We start from the raw sequence: 18,938 nt of genomic DNA on the forward strand, positions 1-18,938 counted from the left end.
GCTACTTCTTACTATCCCTGCCCTGGGTTCAACCGCGTATCCATTCTCTATCTCTTTCATGTATTACTTCATGCCTCCTTCAGCTTTCTTCAATGACTGTACCGCAGCCAGCAGCGCTTGTTCAAGCTTGTCAACATCAGCTTCCGTATGGCTATCCCCAAGGCTGATCCGGATACCGCCAAGTGCCGCCGGGACATCTCGGCCCATCGACAGCAAGATCCGGCTCGGTTCGGCAAGACGCGAAGAGCAGGCTGAACGGGTCGAGACGGTCATCCCCAGCTCCTCTAGCTTTCGGGCGAGAACCTCTCCCTTCATGCCCGGATAGGAGAAATGGACAATATGAGGGGCACCGTCCTCTCTGCTGTTCAGAATTAGCTCGGGTATACCTGAGATAAAATGCAGCAGCCGGTTACGAAGCGGAATCAGCCGTCTGCTGAGCTCCTCCCGCTTCTCACCGCTTATTCGCACAGCCTTGGCTGAAGCCACAATCCCCGCTACATTCTCTGTTCCGGCACGGTTCCCATTCTCATGAGAGCCTCCCGTCAGGAGCGGAAACAGCGTTAACCCTTCTCTGGCAACCAGGATACCTGTACCGCGTGGTCCGCGAATTTTATGCGGGGACAAGCTGTACAGATCAGCCTGCCACTCCTTCAGCTGAGTTTCAAGCTTACCGTATCCCTGCACCCCGTCAACATGGAACAAGGTCCGCCGATTCATAGCTTTGATTCCCTCGCCAATCTCCCGCAGCGGCTGCACTGTTCCAATCTCATTGTTGACATGCATGACACTGACAAGCACCGTATCCAGGCGGACAGCAGCGGAAACAGCTGCCGGATCCACGATTCCCGAGCTTTTTGGCGCGACAAAAGTAACCTCCCATCCTAGACCTTGCAGCTGCAGGCAGCTCTCAAACACGGAAGGGTGTTCCAACTGTGTTGTTACGATATGACGCCCCCTGCCCTGATACTGCAGGGCAGCACCTTTTATAGCCAGGTTATTGCTCTCGGTTGCTCCCGAGGTAAATAGTATTTCATTCGGCTGTACGCCAAGTGAAGCTGCACACACTTCCCGCGCACGGGTGATAAGCCGCTCTGCTTCCACCCCTGCGCGGTGCAGGGAAGAGGGGTTGGCATAATGCAGCCTCATGATTTGTTCTACGGTCTGCACCACCTCATCGTAAGGAGGTGCAGCAGCTGCGTAATCCCAATAAAGCATATATTGAAGGTCTCCTTTGTGTCTTTCTTGGCAGCGTGCAGGAATCTCCTGCAACCCATCTAGGGCGAAAAAGGATCAAACGGTCCTTTGCCACCACTGTGGTCTAAGGGTAACCCGTTTGATCCTTTTTATTATACCGCGTATTTCGCGCGGGCGCGTTCTATTTTGGTGATATAAGCCTGGGTTTCCTTTGGAAGCTGCGACAGATTGGCCAACAGCTCCAGGTCATTGTTAACACCCAGCTTGTTCACACGACCCGGACCGGCATTATAAGCGGCAAGCGCCATGTTCTCCTGCCCGTTATACCGTTTCAATTGATAGGATAAATAGCGTACCCCACCGTCGATGCTCTGAGCCGGGTCAAAAGGATCTGATACACCCAGTCCGTTTGCCGTTCCATCCATTAGCTGCATCAGCCCTTTGGCTCCGGCTGAAGATACAACATGAGGATTAAAAGAGGATTCTGTATCAATAACCGCTTTGATCAGATCAACAGGAACGCCGTATTTCGCACTCGCGGTTTGAATCAGGTCTTCATAATCTGTAGGTTTCGTCTCCGTTATTTCCCCGGAAATGGAGTTATAGGCTTCTCCTCCCCCGCCAATTTGCTGCCACAACAGCCCGTTTAAGGATGAACTGTCCATTGAGGCCAGCGCATTGCCGGTGTCCCCGCTGGTATTCTTGAGTGCACTCTCCTGCAGGAGAGCCGCAAATTCTGCGGATGAGCTGCCCGAAGCTGCCGATTTATTTTTGACCATCACATTTTTAACCTGGGAAGAGCTTCGTAAATCGATCCATTTCAGCTGGCCGGTTCCGCTTCCTGTTGCTGCGGCATTAATCACCATTCTGAGCATTCCTTCTTTCAAGGTTGTTTTATATGTTAAGGTTCTCATTTCAATTCTAAAATACGCCTTTATTTTACAATTTCTCCGCTGTAATTGCTATATGCCGACACGAAAAAACAGACTTCAGACCCGCATAGATAGGTCTTAAAGCCTGTTTCGATTCCCTTCTTACATTGGATTATACGGCTAACGGGCAAAAGGAATCATAATAAAATAGCTGAGTGTGGATACAATTCCCAGCCCCATGGCCCACGCCCCTGCAGTTTTTTGCCCCCTGGCATAGGCATAATAGCCAAGGACTGCTGCAATGGGTCCCAAAATAATAGACCAGATAAATAAGGAAACGATCCCAAACCCCAAGCCGACATACCCTATCGTACGGCTCCCCGTGTTTGTTCCGTCTTCCTTTTTGGCTTCTTCTGCATCTGCCCCGGTAATATGCCCTCTGTGCACATGAGCCGGCAACGGGTTGATCTCGGCTGCATATTCTTCATTTAGGGCCCTGTCCCGCCGGGGATAATCCATCCTCCGCGGACGCAGAATTATTTTTTGGCGTGAATCACGGTCCAGACTGGAATCATCACTACGCTTGTCCATGGCGGTGCCCTCCTAATCCTTCGGCTTGAACGTCAGACAACAGGTGGCAGAAGAAGTAGACGCATGATCGTGATGGCCCTTGTCAGTCATTTCTTCGGCATACTCTTCCAGATAAGCACTGCCCGAATGTTTGTCGATTTCGATCAAAATTTGATCTGCGCGGCACAGGTTCTGTTCTCCCCAATAATTACAGTTGCTCACACTGCATTTCACAAGTGGTTTGGCGGTTGTCATCGTTATCACCTCGGCTTCATTATGTCCGCGGAAGGCCACACCTATCCTGTAAAAAGGGTTTCCAAATGAACACACGCCCCCCAGCTTCCGCCAACAATCAAGTGGAAACGGCATAGAAATTTTTATAAGGACGGAAGCCGTTTCAGTTTCCCCATTGGTAAGCCTGCCACCCCTACTGCCAAGCCTGTAGCGGACTTTCACCGCCAAGTTATCGCCCATGCCGGGGCACGCAAAAAAGACCGCATCTGCCATATCCATGGCAAATGCGGTCCAGTTGTACCGGGACTATTCAGCTCAGGCTATACCTGATTCTGCATGCGTTTCTCGGTCAAATAATCATTTTCATAGTAGCTTAGGTCATCCCGCAGTTCTTCGTAAACCTTGGTGATATCCATAATAATGTCGCGGGCCGGACGAACCGGCTTTTTCCGGAAACGGATGGCATCTTGGCCAGTATAGGCATAACGCCCATCTTCGGAATAGCTTTCATTCTTGGGATAAAAGAAGTTGTTTACCCCAAAATGATATACGTTATATAGCGCTTTTTGCGCAAAGGCTTCATCGAATGTGGCACGCCGCAAAGCAACCCCAAGCTTCTCATATGACATTTCCGAGAACACCAACAAATGGCGGAGATCGGACAAAAAGCCTTGATAAAAGAGCAGCGTTTCCTCATCTTCCTCTGTAGCCAGTTGCGGCAGCGCATGCTGATTCAGGAATAATTCCATTTTTCCGATTACGGATTTAAGCTTTTCTCTCGTCGTTTCACACAGTTTCTGCACATTGGCTGCTGACATGGCGATTGCTCCCCCTTATTATTCCTGGCTCATGAAAGTTGAATTAAATTAAGCGAGGTTTTTCCAAGTGTTTTACTTAGTAAGCACTTACTTTCTGATATTAACATAAATCCTTGGACGACGGTATCCTTTTCTGCAATGCATAAAACCTGTGTTCACTCCTAAACCTACAGCTATTACGATTCCATGAAGGAGCGGAAAATATGTCACGCAAAAATGTAATGCTTGCCGGTCTGGTCACCGCCGCTTTTACCATAGCAGTTCTAACGTTCACATTTCGTTCCGATGGAGAGCCTAAGCCGGGGCAGGCCTCTGTGCCTAATCCTTCACAGGAAAAAACGATTAAGAAGGCCGCACTTACTCAGGATGTCATCGCCACTGACCGCTTGAACCGTGTAGATGTCAGCAAGCATCTGAGAACGATGCTCCTCGAGACGAATGGCAAAACGCCCGAGGATATTTCAGCATATGCCAAACGTCTACAGCAGGGACACGGCCATATCACCATGCTGATGTGGATTGATTTCCAAACGAAGCAGACCAGTACCTTTAAATCATCCTTTCCAGAGGGAAGCGACCAGGAAAACAAACAGCTACTGAAGTATCTGAATACTGCAAAAGCCGCAATCAAGGGGCATCAGGCTTATGAATCCCCTTCTTTTATTATCGGCAATAAAAAATATTATTTCACCGCCCAGCGCGATCAGCAAGGCCGTTATGGGGTCATCGCCCTGATTCATCAAAGGATCCTGGATAAGGTGGCTGAGCACCAGCTCAAGAATCTGCGGCTAATCCCCTATCCGAAGGAAGGCAAGTACCGCGTCGAATCAGTCCACGCCGATACTCTGAAGGATCTCACCGTCAAAACTGGCCATGACAACGAGAATGCCAGCCATTATTACGAAAATGAGATTGTCGTCCGCTTCAAAAATGGTCACCCTACCGCAGGACAGCTGCAGACCATTGCCGCTGATATCCGCAGTAAGGAGCCGCGCAAACTCGGTTACGCCTACATTTTCCGCTCGGGGAAGATGAACTATACCCAGTTAAAAACCTATTTCAACGACAAATGGCATCCGCAGTATACGGAACCTCACTATATGTATTTAACCAATGATGCCGTCAGCGAAAATAAAGCCACAGTAATTACACCGAATGATTTACTTTTTTCCGCTTACCAGTGGAATCTGCCGGCTATCGAAACTGAACAGGGCTGGAATCTGTCCAAAGGCAGCAAAGATGTCATTGTCGCGGTGGTAGATACCGGGGTGCAGGCAAATCATCCGGACCTCAAAGGCCAACTGCTTGCCGGATATAATGCCATAACGAAAACGTCCCCCCCTGACGATGATGTGGGTCACGGCACACATGTTGCGGGAATTATAGGGGCATTAACCAATAACGGAGAAGGTGTGGCCGGCATCAGCTGGTATAATAAGATTCTCCCGGTAAAAGCACTAGACAACTCAGGTGCAGGCACTACCTATTCCGTAGCCGAAGGGATCATCTGGGCTGCAGACAAGGGTGCCAAAGTGATTAACCTCAGTCTGGGCAACTATGCCGATTCGCAATTTCTGCATGATGCGATTAAATATGCCTATGACCGCGATGTGGTAATTGTATCCGCTGCAGGAAATGACAATACAGAACGTCCTGGTTTTCCTGCCGCCTATCCCGAGGTCCTTGCAGTTGCTGCAACAAATGCCACGGGTGAAAGAGCTTCCTTCTCCAATTACGGGGAATATATTGATGTCGCCGCTCCCGGGGAGAGCATTGCGAGCACTTATCCCGACAACCAATATGCGGCACTGTCCGGAACCTCGATGGCCAGCCCGCATGTTGCGGCACTCGCCGGACTGGTGCGTTCCCTGAACCCGGCTCTGACCAATAAAGAAGTAATGGCAATGATGACATCAAACGCCATAGATCTGGGTGATCCCGGCCATGACAAATATTACGGCTCAGGCCAAGTGGATATCTACAGGACTCTGCAGGCAGCTGCGGGAGGCGAGGTTCCGCTTCAGCTGTTCCCGCAACGTGTCGGCCGCCAGCTCAACAGTCTCCGGCAGAGTCTCGAAAATCATTAATCCGAAGAACGGAGATGCTTGTCCAGCAAAATAAGGAACAGCTTCAGGCCACGCTCCATATCCGCTTCCTTCATTTGCGAATAGCACAAGCGGATATGTCTTGAAGGCTGATCACCGGCATAACACACATCGCCGGGCAGAAATGAAATGCCCTCCTGCTCCGCCAGCTCATGGAGCTTCTTAATACCGGATGCGGAAGGAAGCTGCAGCCAAAGATTCAATCCTCCTTCGGGAAGAACCCATGTCACGCCCGGTGGGGCATATTGCTTCAGCAGCTTGGCAGCCTTCTCCATTCGTCTCCGGAGGGCAATCCGGAGTTTGCGGGCATAATCCTCATATTTATGGGCAATGAACGGGAGTATAGCCCCCTGCGTAAGCAGAGGACTTCCCAGATCACTGGCCGACTTGGCAGCGATCAGCCTGGACAGAATGTTCCCCTCAGCAGCCACACAGGCGATCCGGCAGCCCGGGGCAATGACTTTGCTGAAGCTTTTCATATATACTACATGCCCGTCCTCATCCATTGACTTGATTGAAGGGGGAGGCGGTGTGCGGAAATACAGGTCGCTGAACGGATCGTCCTCCACAATCAGACAGCGGTAGCTGCGGGCAAGCTCCAGCAGCCGCTGTCTTCTTGTTATGCTCATAGTGACACCGCTAGGATTCTGAAAGGTAGGGTTGGTATAGATCAGTTTGGGCGGCCTGGCATCACACAGCCGGGTTAGCACATCCACCCGCATCCCCTCATGATCCATAGGCACAAAGATCATCTCCGCTCCTCTTCCGGCAAAAACATCTATAGCCCCGGTATAACTAGGCGCTTCCAGATATACAGTATCCCCCGGACCCACAAAGGTCCGTGCTACAAGATCGATCCCCTGTTGTGTTCCACTGGTGATCATCAGCTCGGTGGAGCTGATGTGTATGCCGCGCGGCTGCAAATGCCTGCGCATGATCTCACGCAGCTCTGGATCACCCTGAAAATTGCCGTAGGAAGCCATCAATTCAGGCTGGCCCGTTACCAATGCTGCCATGGTCGAACCAATCGGCTCGAGAGGAAGCAGTTCACTATGAATCGCTGCCAGATGGAATGGGAATTCCACCTCGGTGTAGTCAAAATTGCGCCACAGCTGTGCACGCGGCAAATAATCATCGTATCTGTCCTGCCAGCGTGTCCCGTTCCCTGCTCCGCTTGGCTCATGCTCCGCTACAAAGCAGCCTTTGCCCTGGCTGCATACAATATGTCCCCTCTTCTCCAAATCAGCGTAGGCTTTGCTCACCGTAACCTGGCTTACTTTCAGTGTAACTGCCAGTCCCCTGACGGAGGGGAGCCGGGTTCCCGGCTGCAGGAGCCCGGAAGTGATCCGCTGAGCCAGCGTATCACTGATTTGCTGCGGCAAGGCTTTGCTGCCGCTGCGGAGCAAATCGATATGCATTCTTCCGTCCTCCCAACTGTTATATTCAGCGCTTTACTGTTATACCGCTATGCCGTTATGATACAACAAAATCAAAGCAGCGGGGGCGTATTTTTTTATGAAGATTAATTTTTCAACTGCGGCACAACACCTGGGTTCCTCGGCAGTCCGTGAAATACTAAAGGTAACCCAAGGTAAAAATATAATATCGCTGGCCGGAGGATTGCCCGGAGAAGAATTATTTCCAATGCAGGCGGTCCGGGATGCTTACAACAGGGCGCTAGCTGCGGATACTTCAGCCCTTCAGTATGGCTTGACCGAAGGCTATCTGCCGCTTCGTGAACAAATCGCTGCAAGACTCACCGGACAGGGAATTGCTGTGTCTGCTTCCGACATGATTCTGACTACAGGCTCGCAGCAGGCTTTGGATCTGCTATGCAAAATTATGCTCGACCCTGGCGACAGTGTGCTTGTAGAAGCGCCTACTTATCTGGCTGCGCTTCAGGTGCTTGGCTCTTACCGTGCGGACATCCACACTGTCAAGAGTGACGAACACGGTATGCTCCCGGATCATCTGGAGGAGCAGCTTCGCATCCAGCGGCCCAAGCTGTTGTATGCCGTTCCTACCTTCAACAATCCCTCGGGTGCCACCTGGAGCAGGGAACGCCGCGAACAGACAGTAGAATTATGCCGGCGCTACAATGTTCTTATTCTTGAAGACAATCCGTATGGGGAAATCACCTTCGATGATGCTCAAGGCGCATACCCTCCTACTCTTGCAGCGATTGATCGAAGCGGTGAGGGCGAATCCTGTGTAGTCTACACAGGAACCTTCTCCAAAATCGTCGCCCCGGGGCTGCGCACCGGCTGGATCATCGGGCCTCCTGAATTGATCCAAGTGATCACCAAAGCCAAACAGGCTGCAGATTTGCATTCAAGCGCTATTGACCAGCGGGCGCTGTCCGAACTGCTGCATAACTTTGACCTTGAGGAGCATATCCGCATGATTTCGCGCGAGTACCATTCGCGGATGAAACTGCTCTCCGGTGAGCTGGCATCTCATGGCTGGGAAGGCACTCATTTTCTTGAGCCGCGGGGCGGTATGTTCCTGTGGCTTACATTGGCCGAACACATTAACGCTGCTAAGCTGCTTCCTTATGCCGTCCGGCAAGGCGTAGCTTTTGTACCCGGCGAGGTGTTCTATTCCGAGCAGCCACGCAGGAATACAATGCGGCTCAATTTCACCCATACGCCGCCTGAGCTTATGCAAATTGCCGTGCAGCGGCTGGATGAAGCCCTGAACATATACGGGCAAAGTGCAGAAGCCTCGCAGCCGATTGCTCAAGCAGATTAAACAACAGTTCAGCATATAAAGTCCTATATTTATACAAATAAGCGGCCCTCCGAGGAGGGCCGCTGTCTTATGATTAAACCAGTTGAATTCAACAATACTTGTAAGTTGTCAGTTAGGAAAGTTTGCCGTAAGCCGGGTTCTGTGCTCGTCGTGGTTCAAACGGGAACTACCCTCCCACCATAAGCGACAATCATCTATCTAGGCCGTACATTACTGCACAGCTCCAGCGACCAACCTAGACGCGCCTCAGGCGAAGGCTGCTTCTTCCGTAAGGAGAAGCTGCGTCTCATTAGGTCTTGCTCCAGATGGGGTTTACCAGGAACGAAGTCACCAGCGTTCCTCGGGGTCTCTTACACCTCGGTTCCATCCTTGCCTGTGCCGCCCGAAAGCGGCCATCGGCGGTCCATTTCTGTGGCACTATCCTTCGGCTCGCGCCGACTGGACGTTATCCAGCACCCTGCCTTGTGGAGCCCGGACTTTCCTCCCGCGGCGTCTTCACGCGCACCGGCGATTGTCTGTCAAACTTTCCTGAACAACATTGTATATTATACAGACTTGCACCTTGGCGCACAAGTGTAAAAATGTGGTTTTACAGGAATGCAAAAGGCTCCGTGTTCACTTGAGAGACATGCACAGCTGTATCATATTTATGCTCAGTCAGCTTGCCCGTCATCCATTCGGCTACCTTCACTTTCATAATCTTCTCTGCATTATGTCCCGGATCAATCAGGGCGATACCTGCCAGAGCAGCGTCCTGGGCTGTATGATAGTCAATGTCTCCAGTCACCAGCACATCTGCTCCTTTGAAGATGGCACTGTTGTAATACTTTGCCCCGGAGCCCCCCATTACGGCAGCTTTACGGATGGGGCGGTTCAAGTCGCCGACGACGCGCACATGGTCCACCTGTAGTCCGCTTTTGACCGTTTCAATGAATTGGCCTAACGTTGTCGGCTCCTTAAGCTTCCCGACCCGGCCCAGTCCGAAGCTGCGGCCCTTGAGGTCCATGGAATAGAGGTCATAAGCCACCTCTTCGTAAGGATGGGCCTTCAGCATGGCCTGCACAACTTTGTTCCGGATGGGCAGGGGCACAATCGTTTCAATGCGGATTTCCTCCGCATGCTCCAGCTTGCCCTGCTCCCCAAGGAACGGATCAGAGCCTTCTCTCGGGATGAACGTGCCGTACCCTTCAATATTGAAGCTGCAGTGGCTGTAATTGCCAATCCAGCCGGCACCGGCATTCAGGATGGCATCCAGCACCTTCTGGTGATGATCCTTTGGCACGAAGACCACCAGCTTGGACAACTGTTCAGTATGGATATCCTTGATCGGAGAACCTTCCTGAATGCCGAGAGCTTCAGCCATCCAATCATTCATGCCGCCTTCTGCCACATCCAGATTCGTATGGCTAATATAGACGGCAATATCATTTTTGATCAGCTTCTCATAGAGCCTACCCATTGGAGTATCGGTCTGAATTCCCTTGATTGGGCGGAAAATAATCGCATGGTGGGCGATGATCAGATTGCAACCCCGGACGATAGCCTCGTCCACAACGGTTTCATTCACATCAAGCGCCACAAGGACGCCGGTAATTTCCTTTTGCAGAGATCCCAGCTGGAGGCCTACGTTATCCCATTCCTCCGCCAGATGTTTGGGAGCAAGCTGCTCCATATAACCGATTACCGTTTGGCCTTTGGCAAACATTCCAGCACCTCCGTAATTCGTCTGATCTGTGCTTTGATCTTGCCGCGTTTCTCCTCTGCAGATTCAAGCTCTGAGCGTGACAGAGAAGTTAGAATACCTTCGAGCTTATCAATCTCCCCTTGCCACTTGGCGAAGAAGGCTTCATTGGGCGCCTGAAGCAGCCAAGGTCCCATCTCCAGCAGCAGCTCACGGTCACATACCACACCGGAAGACAACCTAAGCTCCTGGTACAGCTGTTCATTCGTAATTCCGGCAGCCGCCGCTTCCCTCACTGCCGTCAGAATTTCATAGATCTTGCCGTCTTCCTCCAGAATATGCTCGGCGGTAAGTACCCACCCGTGGTTCAAAAGCCAGCGGCGGAGAATATCCTCTCCCACATTCGGCTGCAGCGCGAGGGTTTTGACACCTTCCAGCCTGCCAAGGTTCAACCCACGATCCAGGATCGAAGCAATGAGGGCTCCCCCCATACCTGCTATGGTAATGCAATCCACTTCTCCAGGCTCCAGTACCTCAAGCCCATCCCCATGTCGTACGGCAATCGCCTTCCCGAGTCCGGCCTCTGCAACCCCTCTTCGGGCAGCTTCAAACGGCCCCGGGTTCACCTCTCCTGCAATAGCAGACCGTACCCGTCCGCTCCCAACAGCCGCTACAGGCAAAAGCGCATGATCCGATCCGATATCGGCGACCACGCTGCCCTGCGGAATTTGCTCCAGTACAACCTGAAGCCGTCTTGATAATTTATTGTTATTCATGAAGTCACCCACGGTATCCATTTTTTACGAAATATAAACAGCAGAGCAAGACCTGCCGCGATCTTCAATATCAGTATTAGCGAAACCCACTGTGGAAAATCAGGTCTCAGCAGCAATGCGTCGATCTCAGGCATAATCCACAGCAAAACACCAACGCCCAGGTAGACTCCTGAAACACCATTCACCCGGTGATGCAGCAGCCAGCTCAGCCATACCATAAGCACACACAGCGGCAGATACAGCAGCTCCAGTTCAAGAATAGAGGCATCCGGACGCACCTGACCGAAGAATCCGGCATAGAGCAGGGTCCAGAAAGCAAAGCCGCAAAAATGCAAAAGGCTAATGCGGAGGAGAAAACCAAGAACGACCCACAGCAGTCCGCAGCCTGCAATCAGCAAAGGCCTCCAGAAGTCCGGGTCCAGGTTATGTAGTGCAATCAGCCATAATCCGAATCCCAGCGTTAATATGCTGCCTATCCCTGCGAGCATGAGACTGATCATGTTGTTCCGGTCCCGGTAAATGGCGGAGTAGCCATAACAAACAATTAGGACACAGAGTGCTGTTGCAAGTTGCAAAGGCCAGGGAAAAACGCTAAAATAAAGACTAATCAAGAAAATCAAGGAAATAATTCCAAAACCAAACAGCCAAATTTTGATGCTTCCCTGCTGAAGATTGCGGAATGAAATCGGATTGCTGTCCTTCGCCTCTGCCTCATCATCATAGAGGTTGGTCAGGAAATCACAATACTGCTCCGGCAACACTTTACTTCTTCTCCAGTACTGAATTTCTCTTAAAATAATTTCACGTTTTTCCAAGTTCAACGGCTCAACCCTCTTTCGGACCTTGACTCTGGCACTTGCTTCTATTCAAGATAAAAGACCTCCTGCCACCGTGCAGCAGAAGGTCGGTTCATAACAACTATTCGAGGAAATCCTTAAGACGTTTGCTGCGGCTCGGATGGCGAAGCTTACGCAAGGCCTTCGCCTCAATCTGGCGAATCCGCTCACGGGTAACGCCGAACACTTTGCCGACTTCCTCGAGCGTTCTCGTCCGTCCGTCATCCAGGCCAAAACGCAGACGAAGCACATTCTCTTCACGCTCGGTTAGCGTGTCCAGCACATCCTCCAGCTGTTCCTTCAGCAGTTCATAAGCAGCCGCATCCGCAGGCGCAAGGGCCTCCTGATCCTCGATGAAATCACCCAAATGCGAATCATCCTCTTCACCAATCGGTGTTTCCAGCGATACCGGCTCCTGGGCAATCTTCATAATTTCTCTGACCTTTTCAACTGTCAGTTCCATCTCGGCGGCAATTTCTTCCGGCGACGGCTCACGTCCAAGCTCCTGCAGCAGCTGACGGGATACCCGGATCAGCTTGTTAATGGTTTCTACCATGTGTACCGGAATACGGATCGTACGGGCCTGGTCTGCAATCGCCCGTGTGATAGCCTGACGAATCCACCAGGTCGCGTACGTACTGAATTTGAATCCTTTGTTATGGTCAAACTTCTCAACGGCTTTGATCAGACCCATATTGCCTTCCTGAATCAGGTCCAGGAACAGCATTCCGCGTCCGACATACCGTTTGGCGATACTAACTACGAGACGCAGGTTCGCTTCAGCCAGACGGCGTTTCGCTTCCTCATCCCCGTTTTTGATTCTCATCGCCAGTTCTACCTCGTCGTCAGCCGACAACAGCGGCACCCGTCCAATTTCCTTCAGATACATCCGGACCGGGTCATTAATCTTAATTCCGGGCGGGAGTGACAAATCGTCGTCGAAGCTGAAATCATCGCTGTCTTTGTCCTCATTATCCTCACTTGGACGGAGGCTGTTCACCTCTTCGTCATTCTCATTCACAACCTCGATACCCAAATCACTCAGTTGCTCGTAGAACTCCTCCATTTGCTCGGGGTCCTGATCAAACGGCGACAATTTCTCCATAATATCTTTGTAGTTCAATGATGATCTTTTCTTGCCTTGCTCAATAAGCTGGTCCTTCACCTGATCCAGAGTAAATTCCGCTTCCAGTTCAGTGTGCTGATCGTTCGCCATAATTCGACTCCCTCCTCCCTAGGTACATCCTGTCAACTGCTCATTGTCTCTCTAGGGCTATAATCTCACTTGCAATTTGTGCCGCACGCAAAAAGTCGCCTGATTTCTCAGCCTGAATCATCTCTTCACGCTTCTGTTCCATCCCGCGTTGCACGGGGTACTTCCGCACTTCACGGATACAATCATCCAGGACCTGCGTATTCCAGTCCGGAGGAGTGTCCATCATGGAAATGGCTGTTGCAGTCTTTTCCAGACGGTCATCCTGAAGTGATGATAGAAACCGGCTGATGCCGGGTGGTTTGCCTTGCGCGTAATAGGCATATAGATAAGCGGCTATTGCCGCATGATCATCGATGTTGAACTCTTCTCCGAGGCGTTCGCCTACATATGCGGCAGCTTCCGGGTCCTGTATCATCAAAGACAGCAGGCGCCTTTCGGCAACATGGTAAGCCGGCAGCAAAGTCGGTGTTTGCACTTGCCCTTTTTTATGCCTACCATTATTCCACCTTTTGTCGTTATTATCCCCTTCGGGGATGTTTTTTTGCATCGAAGCCCGAAGTAAATTGCAGTCCTGCTTCAAGCTATCATATGACAGCTCCAGCTCAGAGGAGATTTCACGCAGGTAGACCTCGCGCTCTGTGGAGGAATGCAGTGATGCAATAATCTCCAGTGCCTCCTTGACATAGGCAATTTTGCCGTCTTCCTCTAGGAGTATATGGTTTTTTTTCAGATATATAAGCTTAAATTTAATCGATGAGACCGCTGAATCAATGACTTGATCCTTGAAACGCTCTCCGCCATGACGGGAGATGAACTCATCGGGATCGAGTCCGCTCGGAAGCACGGCAACCTTTACCCGCAGGCCATTGTCCTCCAGCATCGGGATCGCCTTAATCGCAGCAGCTTGTCCCGCCTTGTCGCCGTCATACGCCAGAACAATTTCATCACCCAGGCTCTTCATCAACGCCACATGCCCATCTGTAAGTGAGGTGCCCATGGTAGCTACGCCGTTATGCACACCTGCTTCCCAAGCCGAAATGACATCCCCGTAGCCTTCAAAAAGGACGATTTGCCGCGTTTTGCGGATGGATGCTTTGGATTGGTGCAAATTGTACAGAATCCGGCTTTTGTTAAATAATCTGCTCTCCGGGGAATTCAAATATTTCGGCTGACCCTCTCCGAGAATTCTTCCGGCAAAAGCAATTACCTTCCCTGTGCGGTTGGCAATCGGAAAAATGACACGTCCGCGGAAGCGGTCAACGTACCCTTTCCCCTCGCCTCTGGCAGACAGCAGTCCGCCCTTTTCCATCTCAGCGAGATCAAAATTTCTTTTCTCGAGGAACTGCAGCAGTGTATCCCAGCGGTCCGGTGCGTAGCCGATTTGGAACTGGTCGATCATTTTGTCGCTGAAGCCCCGGGATCTCAAATAATCCATGGCGGCAGTGCCGTATTCCGTATTCTTCAGCAGAAAATGATAAAATTTTGCCGACAGCTCATAGGCCTGAATCAGCCGGTCACGCTCAGGGTCAGGAGGAGACTGAATCCCCCCTGCTCCTTCGGGAACAGATATATCGCTTTCTTCCGCCATGATTCGAACTGCTTCGGGGAAGGATAATCCTTCGATTTCCATCCTGAATTTGATGGCATTTCCACCCATACCGCAGCCAAAGCAATGAAAGACACCCCTATCAGGGGTTACAGTGAAGGAAGGAGTTTTCTCCGAATGAAACGGGCAGAGGCCCCATAAATATTTCCCCTGCTTGGACAAATGAACAACCTTACCGACTGTATCGACAATGTCATGCCGTGCGAGCACACTCTCGATAACCTCTTCCGGAATATTACCTTGTCCGCTAGCCACTTCAACCACCTTCATCTCTTAACAAGTAAATATAATTCGCTATAGCTGTACATTCTCCTGCAAAAGTGTTAAAAGTTTTGTCAGTTTATGTTGAAAATAAATTTTTTCTTCCGTAGTGATCGCTTTAGGTCCCTTGGAATAGTGTCCCCGTCGGCGCTCCACGGCCCTGGCATGCCTGCCCTCCAGCATAAAATCCATTGTGGAATCGTCATATTCCTGTCCGCGGTTAGACAAAACCCTGCAGCGTTTGCCAAGCGCAAGTGCAGCAAGGCCAAAATCCTGCGTAACGACAATGTCTCCTGCAGAAATATGGTTGGCGATATACAGGTCGGCGCTATCTGCCCCGCGGTCCACCTGAACGATGGAGACGCCCTCTTCACCCTTAAGCACATGATCGTAGGATGAGACCATGATTACCGGGATCCTGAAGCTTCGGGCGACCGTAATGATTTCTTGCTTCACCGGACAAGCATCCCCGTCAACTACGATCTTTCTTTCCTGGGAACCTTCCATGAGCATCACCAATTTCCCGTGTAATATATATACGCTTTGCCGAACAGAAATCCTGCTTTGAAAAGCATAAATACGGAACGGATGTCAACTTACGCATTGGCACCGTTCCGTATATTTATCCCCCAAACCATCGATCTATACCATAACTGCACAAAGTTGTACATTTTTTCGGTTCCGATACAGACATACGGGTCTTCTCAGGAAGAGATTACCACACCAGCTTACCGAAATCGGCAAAGGCTTTGGAGTCCGCATCAATACCAGCCAGCAGCGCCAGACGGTTCGCACGAATCTGTTCGTCCTCGGCCATGACCATTACGGAATCGAAAAACCCGGTAACTGCATCCTTCAGACCGGACAGAATCCGCAATGCTTCCTCTGCATTTCTGGCACTCAGCGCTTCCTGGTACGGCGTGTGTATAGCCTGCCAAGTTTCATAAAGCGTGAGCTCCGCTTCTTCCTTCAGCAAAGTAGGATCTACGCTGGTTCCTTCAGCCGCTTTGGCTGCCAAATTGCTTACCCGTGTCAGTGAATCTACGGTGATTTTGAAATCAGCCTGACCATTCACAGTATCCATAAGCGCACGGCTTCTGCCTACTACAGCCACGATATCATCAAAACCTGCAGCAATCACCGCATCCACAACATCATAGCGCACATTGTCGGATAACAGACGTTTCACTCGCAGTCCGAAGAACTCGTAAAGGTTTATACGCAGGTCTTGGGTAAAATGTTTCTCTTTGCGTAAATTTTCATGCACATCCACCGCCGCATCAAAAATTTCCTGCAAAGAGATGGCCAGCTTATGCTCAAGTACGATCTGCACAATACCTGCCGCCTGGCGGCGAAGTGCATACGGGTCCTGTGAACCTGTCGGGATAATACCGATCGAAAAGCAGCCGACAATGGTATCGATTTTATCCGCAAGGCTGACAATCATTCCTACTTCAGAGGCAGGGACCGCATCGCCTGCGAACCGTGGCTGATAGTGTTCGAAGATCCCTCTGGCAACCGCTTCAGGTTCACCCGCCTTGCGCGCATAATCCTCACCCATGGTGCCTTGAAGCTCAGGGAATTCATAGACCATCTGTGTAACCAGATCGAATTTGCAAATATCGGCAGTCCGGCTTACTTCAGCAGCTGTTGTCTGGATTAGTGCAAGCTTAGTGGCCAAACGATCAGAGATGGCCCGTATCCGGCGAACCTTATCTCCGACACTGCCGAGCTCTTCGTGATACACGATGTTTTCAAGCTTGGCCAACGCATCACTGATCTGCAGCTTCTGATCCTCTCCATAAAAGAACTTCGCATCCGAAAGGCGGGCACGCAGCACCTTCTCATTTCCCTTGGCGATCACGTCCAGCGACTGGGCATTACCATTGCGAACAGTCACAAAGAATGGCAGAAGCGTACCTGACGCGTCAAAAACCGGGAAATAACGCTGATGCTCACGCATCGAGGTGATCAGCACCTCCTGAGGAATGTTCAGGAAGGAAGCATCAAACGTACCGAACAAGACGGTCGGAGTTTCTACGAGGAACAATACTTCTTCCAGCAAGTCCTCCTTGATCGCGATGGTCCAGTTCTTTTCTTCAGCCAGCTTGTGGATCTGGTTCAGAATCAGTTCTTCACGTTCCTTCACATCCACCAGTACATGTTGGCTGCGCATAGTCTCCACATACTGTGACGGCTCGGCGATGACTGTTTCGGTTCCCAGGAACCGGTGTCCCCGGCTTACATTTCCGGCTTTGACACCGGTGATTTCAAGATCGATAATCTCTTGACCGAACAGGGCAACCAACCAGCGGATCGGACGGACGAATTTGAAATCATACGCTCCCCAGCGCATATTTTTGGGAAAGGTCATCGAGTTGACAATGCTGCTGAGTCCTTCAGACAACAGCGAGGAGGTATTTACACCGACACTGTTTTTGGTGGCGTAGATATATTCCACTCCGGCCAACTCTTTGAAGGTTAACTGCTCCGGGGATACCCCCTGGCTACGGGCAAAGCCGAGTGCCGCCTTGCTCCACTCGCCGCTGGCGTCAAGCGCGATTTTGCGTGAAGGCCCCTTCACCTCTTCGCTAATATCTTCTTGTCTCTCGGCAACATCTTTCACCAAAACCGTAAGACGCCGCGGTGTTGCATATGCGCTGACTCCGCCATAGGAAATGCGTGAAGCTTCCAGCCATTTAGATGTTCTGTCCTGAAGCTGCTCCATAGCAGCACGGATAAAGCGTGCGGGAACCTCTTCCAGACCGATCTCGAACAATATATCTTTAGACAAGATCAACACCTTCTTTCTTCAGCAGCGGGAAGCCAAGCTTCTCACGTTCCTCCAGATATGTTGCCGCTACGGTGCGGGCAAGATTGCGGACTCTGGTAATAAATCCTGTTCGTTCGGTTACACTGATGGCTCCGCGCGCATCCAGAAGATTAAAGGTATGCGAGCATTTCAGCACATAATCGTAAGCCGGAAACACCAGATGACGCTCCATTGCTCTGCGTGCTTCCTCTTCGTAGGTATTAAAAAGTGTGAACAGCATTTTGACATCGGAGACTTCAAAGGTATAGGTCGAGTGCTCAACCTCCGGCTGATGGAATACATCACCATAGGTCATGCCGTCCACCCATTCCAGATCAAACACATTTTCTTTCTTCATGATGTTGGAGGCCAGCCGTTCCATCCCGTAAGTGATCTCAACCGCAACCGGTTTGGTCTCGATTCCTCCGACTTGCTGGAAGTAGGTAAACTGTGTAACCTCCTCGCCGTTCAGCCATACTTCCCAGCCGAGGCCTGCGCAGCCCAGCGACGGATTCTCCCAGTTGTCTTCTACAAAACGGATGTCATTGAGAAGTGGATCTACCCCAAGTGCCTTCAGACTGTCCAGATACAGCTCCTGGATATTGTCGGGCGAAGGCTTGATAATCACCTGGAACTGGTGGTGCTGATACAGGCGGTTCGGGTTCTCCCCGTAACGTCCGTCTGACGGACGGCGTGAAGGTTCCACATAAGCAACCTTCCACGGCTCTGGTCCGAGCGAACGCAGGAAGGTCATAGGGTTCATCGTTCCTGCTCCTTTTTCCGTATCATACGGCTGGACGAGAATACAGTTCTGTGCAGACCAGAACTGCTGCAGCGTCAAAATCATCTGCTGAAAATTCATACTACCGACTCCTTCGCTTCACAAGTTTAACTGCGCCTCTTGCCATGGGTCATCTTGCCTGCTGTGCGATGGAGGCGTCACTTTTCTATCCTTGCTCATCACAAGGCAAAAAAGCTCCCGCCCCCATGCCTGATATACAGACATAGGGACGAGAGCTTGAAATTACTCCCGCGGTTCCACCCTACTTGATCTCATCAATAAAGACGAAATCCACTTTCATTTGGCCGCTTGCGTACTCCCGGGTGCCATGTTCATGAACGTTGTCCCGCCAGGCTTCCACTACCCCCGGCTCGCTTAAGCGACAAGATGCTCATTACTTTCCCGATCACTGCACGTTACTCCAT

General features: G+C 51.0%; 16 protein-coding genes and 1 other RNA gene. 2 read left to right on the plus strand and 15 right to left on the minus strand.

Features of this window, described 5'->3' with window-relative positions; translation table 11 throughout:
• Positions 1 to 63 precede the first annotated feature (63 nt).
• The 5 genes from A3842_RS26480 to A3842_RS26500 form a co-directional block, all read right to left on the minus strand.
• Positions 64 to 1,215, minus strand: coding sequence for a cysteine desulfurase family protein (locus tag A3842_RS26480; RefSeq protein ID WP_074103289.1), 1,152 nt, complete (start codon positions 1,213 to 1,215; stop codon positions 64 to 66).
• A 131-nt stretch (positions 1,216 to 1,346) separates the two neighbouring features.
• Entirely contained in the window at positions 1,347 to 2,108 is a 762-nt protein-coding gene (locus A3842_RS26485; RefSeq protein WP_483874426.1) for a lytic transglycosylase domain-containing protein, read from the minus strand.
• Positions 2,109 to 2,246: 138 nt separating this feature from the next.
• A complete protein-coding gene (locus tag A3842_RS26490) occupies positions 2,247 to 2,657 on the minus strand; it encodes a hypothetical protein (protein ID WP_074103291.1) in 411 nt (136 codons plus the stop codon).
• Positions 2,658 to 2,669: 12 nt separating this feature from the next.
• Positions 2,670 to 3,149 (minus strand): DUF1540 domain-containing protein, encoded by a 480-nt coding sequence (locus tag A3842_RS33635; protein ID WP_305953402.1) that lies wholly within the window; start codon positions 3,147 to 3,149, stop codon positions 2,670 to 2,672.
• A 41-nt stretch (positions 3,150 to 3,190) separates the two neighbouring features.
• A complete protein-coding gene (locus tag A3842_RS26500; RefSeq protein WP_074085684.1) occupies positions 3,191 to 3,688 on the minus strand; it encodes a YpuI family protein in 498 nt (165 codons plus the stop codon).
• Between the two features lie 203 nt (positions 3,689 to 3,891).
• Between A3842_RS26500 and A3842_RS26505 the strand changes: the two genes are divergently transcribed.
• Positions 3,892 to 5,775, plus strand: coding sequence for a S8 family peptidase (locus A3842_RS26505; RefSeq protein ID WP_074103292.1), 1,884 nt, complete (start codon positions 3,892 to 3,894; stop codon positions 5,773 to 5,775).
• Here A3842_RS26505 and pdxR read toward each other — a convergent pair.
• Positions 5,772 to 7,211, minus strand: coding sequence for a MocR-like pyridoxine biosynthesis transcription factor PdxR (pdxR, locus tag A3842_RS26510; protein WP_074103293.1), 1,440 nt, complete (start codon positions 7,209 to 7,211; stop codon positions 5,772 to 5,774). The genes A3842_RS26505 and pdxR overlap by 4 nt on opposite strands.
• Before the next feature lie 97 nt (positions 7,212 to 7,308).
• On the opposite strand from pdxR, the gene A3842_RS26515 reads away from it, so the two are divergent.
• Entirely contained in the window at positions 7,309 to 8,544 is a 1,236-nt protein-coding gene (locus A3842_RS26515; RefSeq protein WP_074103294.1) for an aminotransferase-like domain-containing protein, read from the plus strand.
• 113 nt (positions 8,545 to 8,657) lie between these two features.
• Here A3842_RS26515 and rnpB read toward each other — a convergent pair.
• The 9 genes from rnpB to glyQ form a co-directional block, all read right to left on the minus strand.
• Positions 8,658 to 9,071: RNase P RNA component class A (rnpB, locus tag A3842_RS26520), an RNA gene on the minus strand.
• A 62-nt stretch (positions 9,072 to 9,133) separates the two neighbouring features.
• A complete protein-coding gene (locus A3842_RS26525) occupies positions 9,134 to 10,249 on the minus strand; it encodes a Nif3-like dinuclear metal center hexameric protein (protein WP_074103295.1) in 1,116 nt (371 codons plus the stop codon).
• On the minus strand, positions 10,225 to 11,001 hold the full coding sequence (locus A3842_RS26530; RefSeq protein ID WP_074103296.1) for a tRNA (adenine(22)-N(1))-methyltransferase: 777 nt from the start codon (positions 10,999 to 11,001) through the stop codon (positions 10,225 to 10,227). Before A3842_RS26530 ends, A3842_RS26525 begins: the two co-directional genes overlap by 25 nt.
• Entirely contained in the window at positions 10,998 to 11,822 is an 825-nt protein-coding gene (locus tag A3842_RS26535) for a hypothetical protein (protein WP_074103297.1), read from the minus strand. Before A3842_RS26535 ends, A3842_RS26530 begins: the two co-directional genes overlap by 4 nt.
• A 97-nt stretch (positions 11,823 to 11,919) precedes the next feature.
• Positions 11,920 to 13,053, minus strand: coding sequence for an RNA polymerase sigma factor RpoD (rpoD, locus tag A3842_RS26540; RefSeq protein WP_036683799.1), 1,134 nt, complete (start codon positions 13,051 to 13,053; stop codon positions 11,920 to 11,922).
• A gap of 40 nt (positions 13,054 to 13,093) precedes the next feature.
• Positions 13,094 to 14,929, minus strand: coding sequence for a DNA primase (gene dnaG, locus A3842_RS26545; RefSeq protein ID WP_256701879.1), 1,836 nt, complete (start codon positions 14,927 to 14,929; stop codon positions 13,094 to 13,096).
• Between the two features lie 24 nt (positions 14,930 to 14,953).
• Entirely contained in the window at positions 14,954 to 15,427 is a 474-nt protein-coding gene (locus A3842_RS26550; RefSeq protein WP_074085758.1) for a YaiI/YqxD family protein, read from the minus strand.
• Between the two features lie 208 nt (positions 15,428 to 15,635).
• Positions 15,636 to 17,714, minus strand: a complete 2,079-nt coding sequence (glyS, locus tag A3842_RS26555; RefSeq protein ID WP_074103298.1) for a glycine--tRNA ligase subunit beta — start codon at positions 17,712 to 17,714, stop codon at positions 15,636 to 15,638.
• Positions 17,707 to 18,594: a glycine--tRNA ligase subunit alpha gene (gene glyQ / locus A3842_RS26560; protein ID WP_074085692.1), complete on the minus strand. Its 888-nt coding sequence runs from the start codon at positions 18,592 to 18,594 to the stop codon at positions 17,707 to 17,709. Before glyQ ends, glyS begins: the two co-directional genes overlap by 8 nt.
• Positions 18,595 to 18,938 lie beyond the last annotated feature (344 nt).

The organism is Paenibacillus sp. P3E (genome assembly GCF_001909045.1).
Lineage (GTDB): Bacteria > Bacillota > Bacilli > Paenibacillales > Paenibacillaceae > Paenibacillus_AQ > Paenibacillus_AQ helianthi.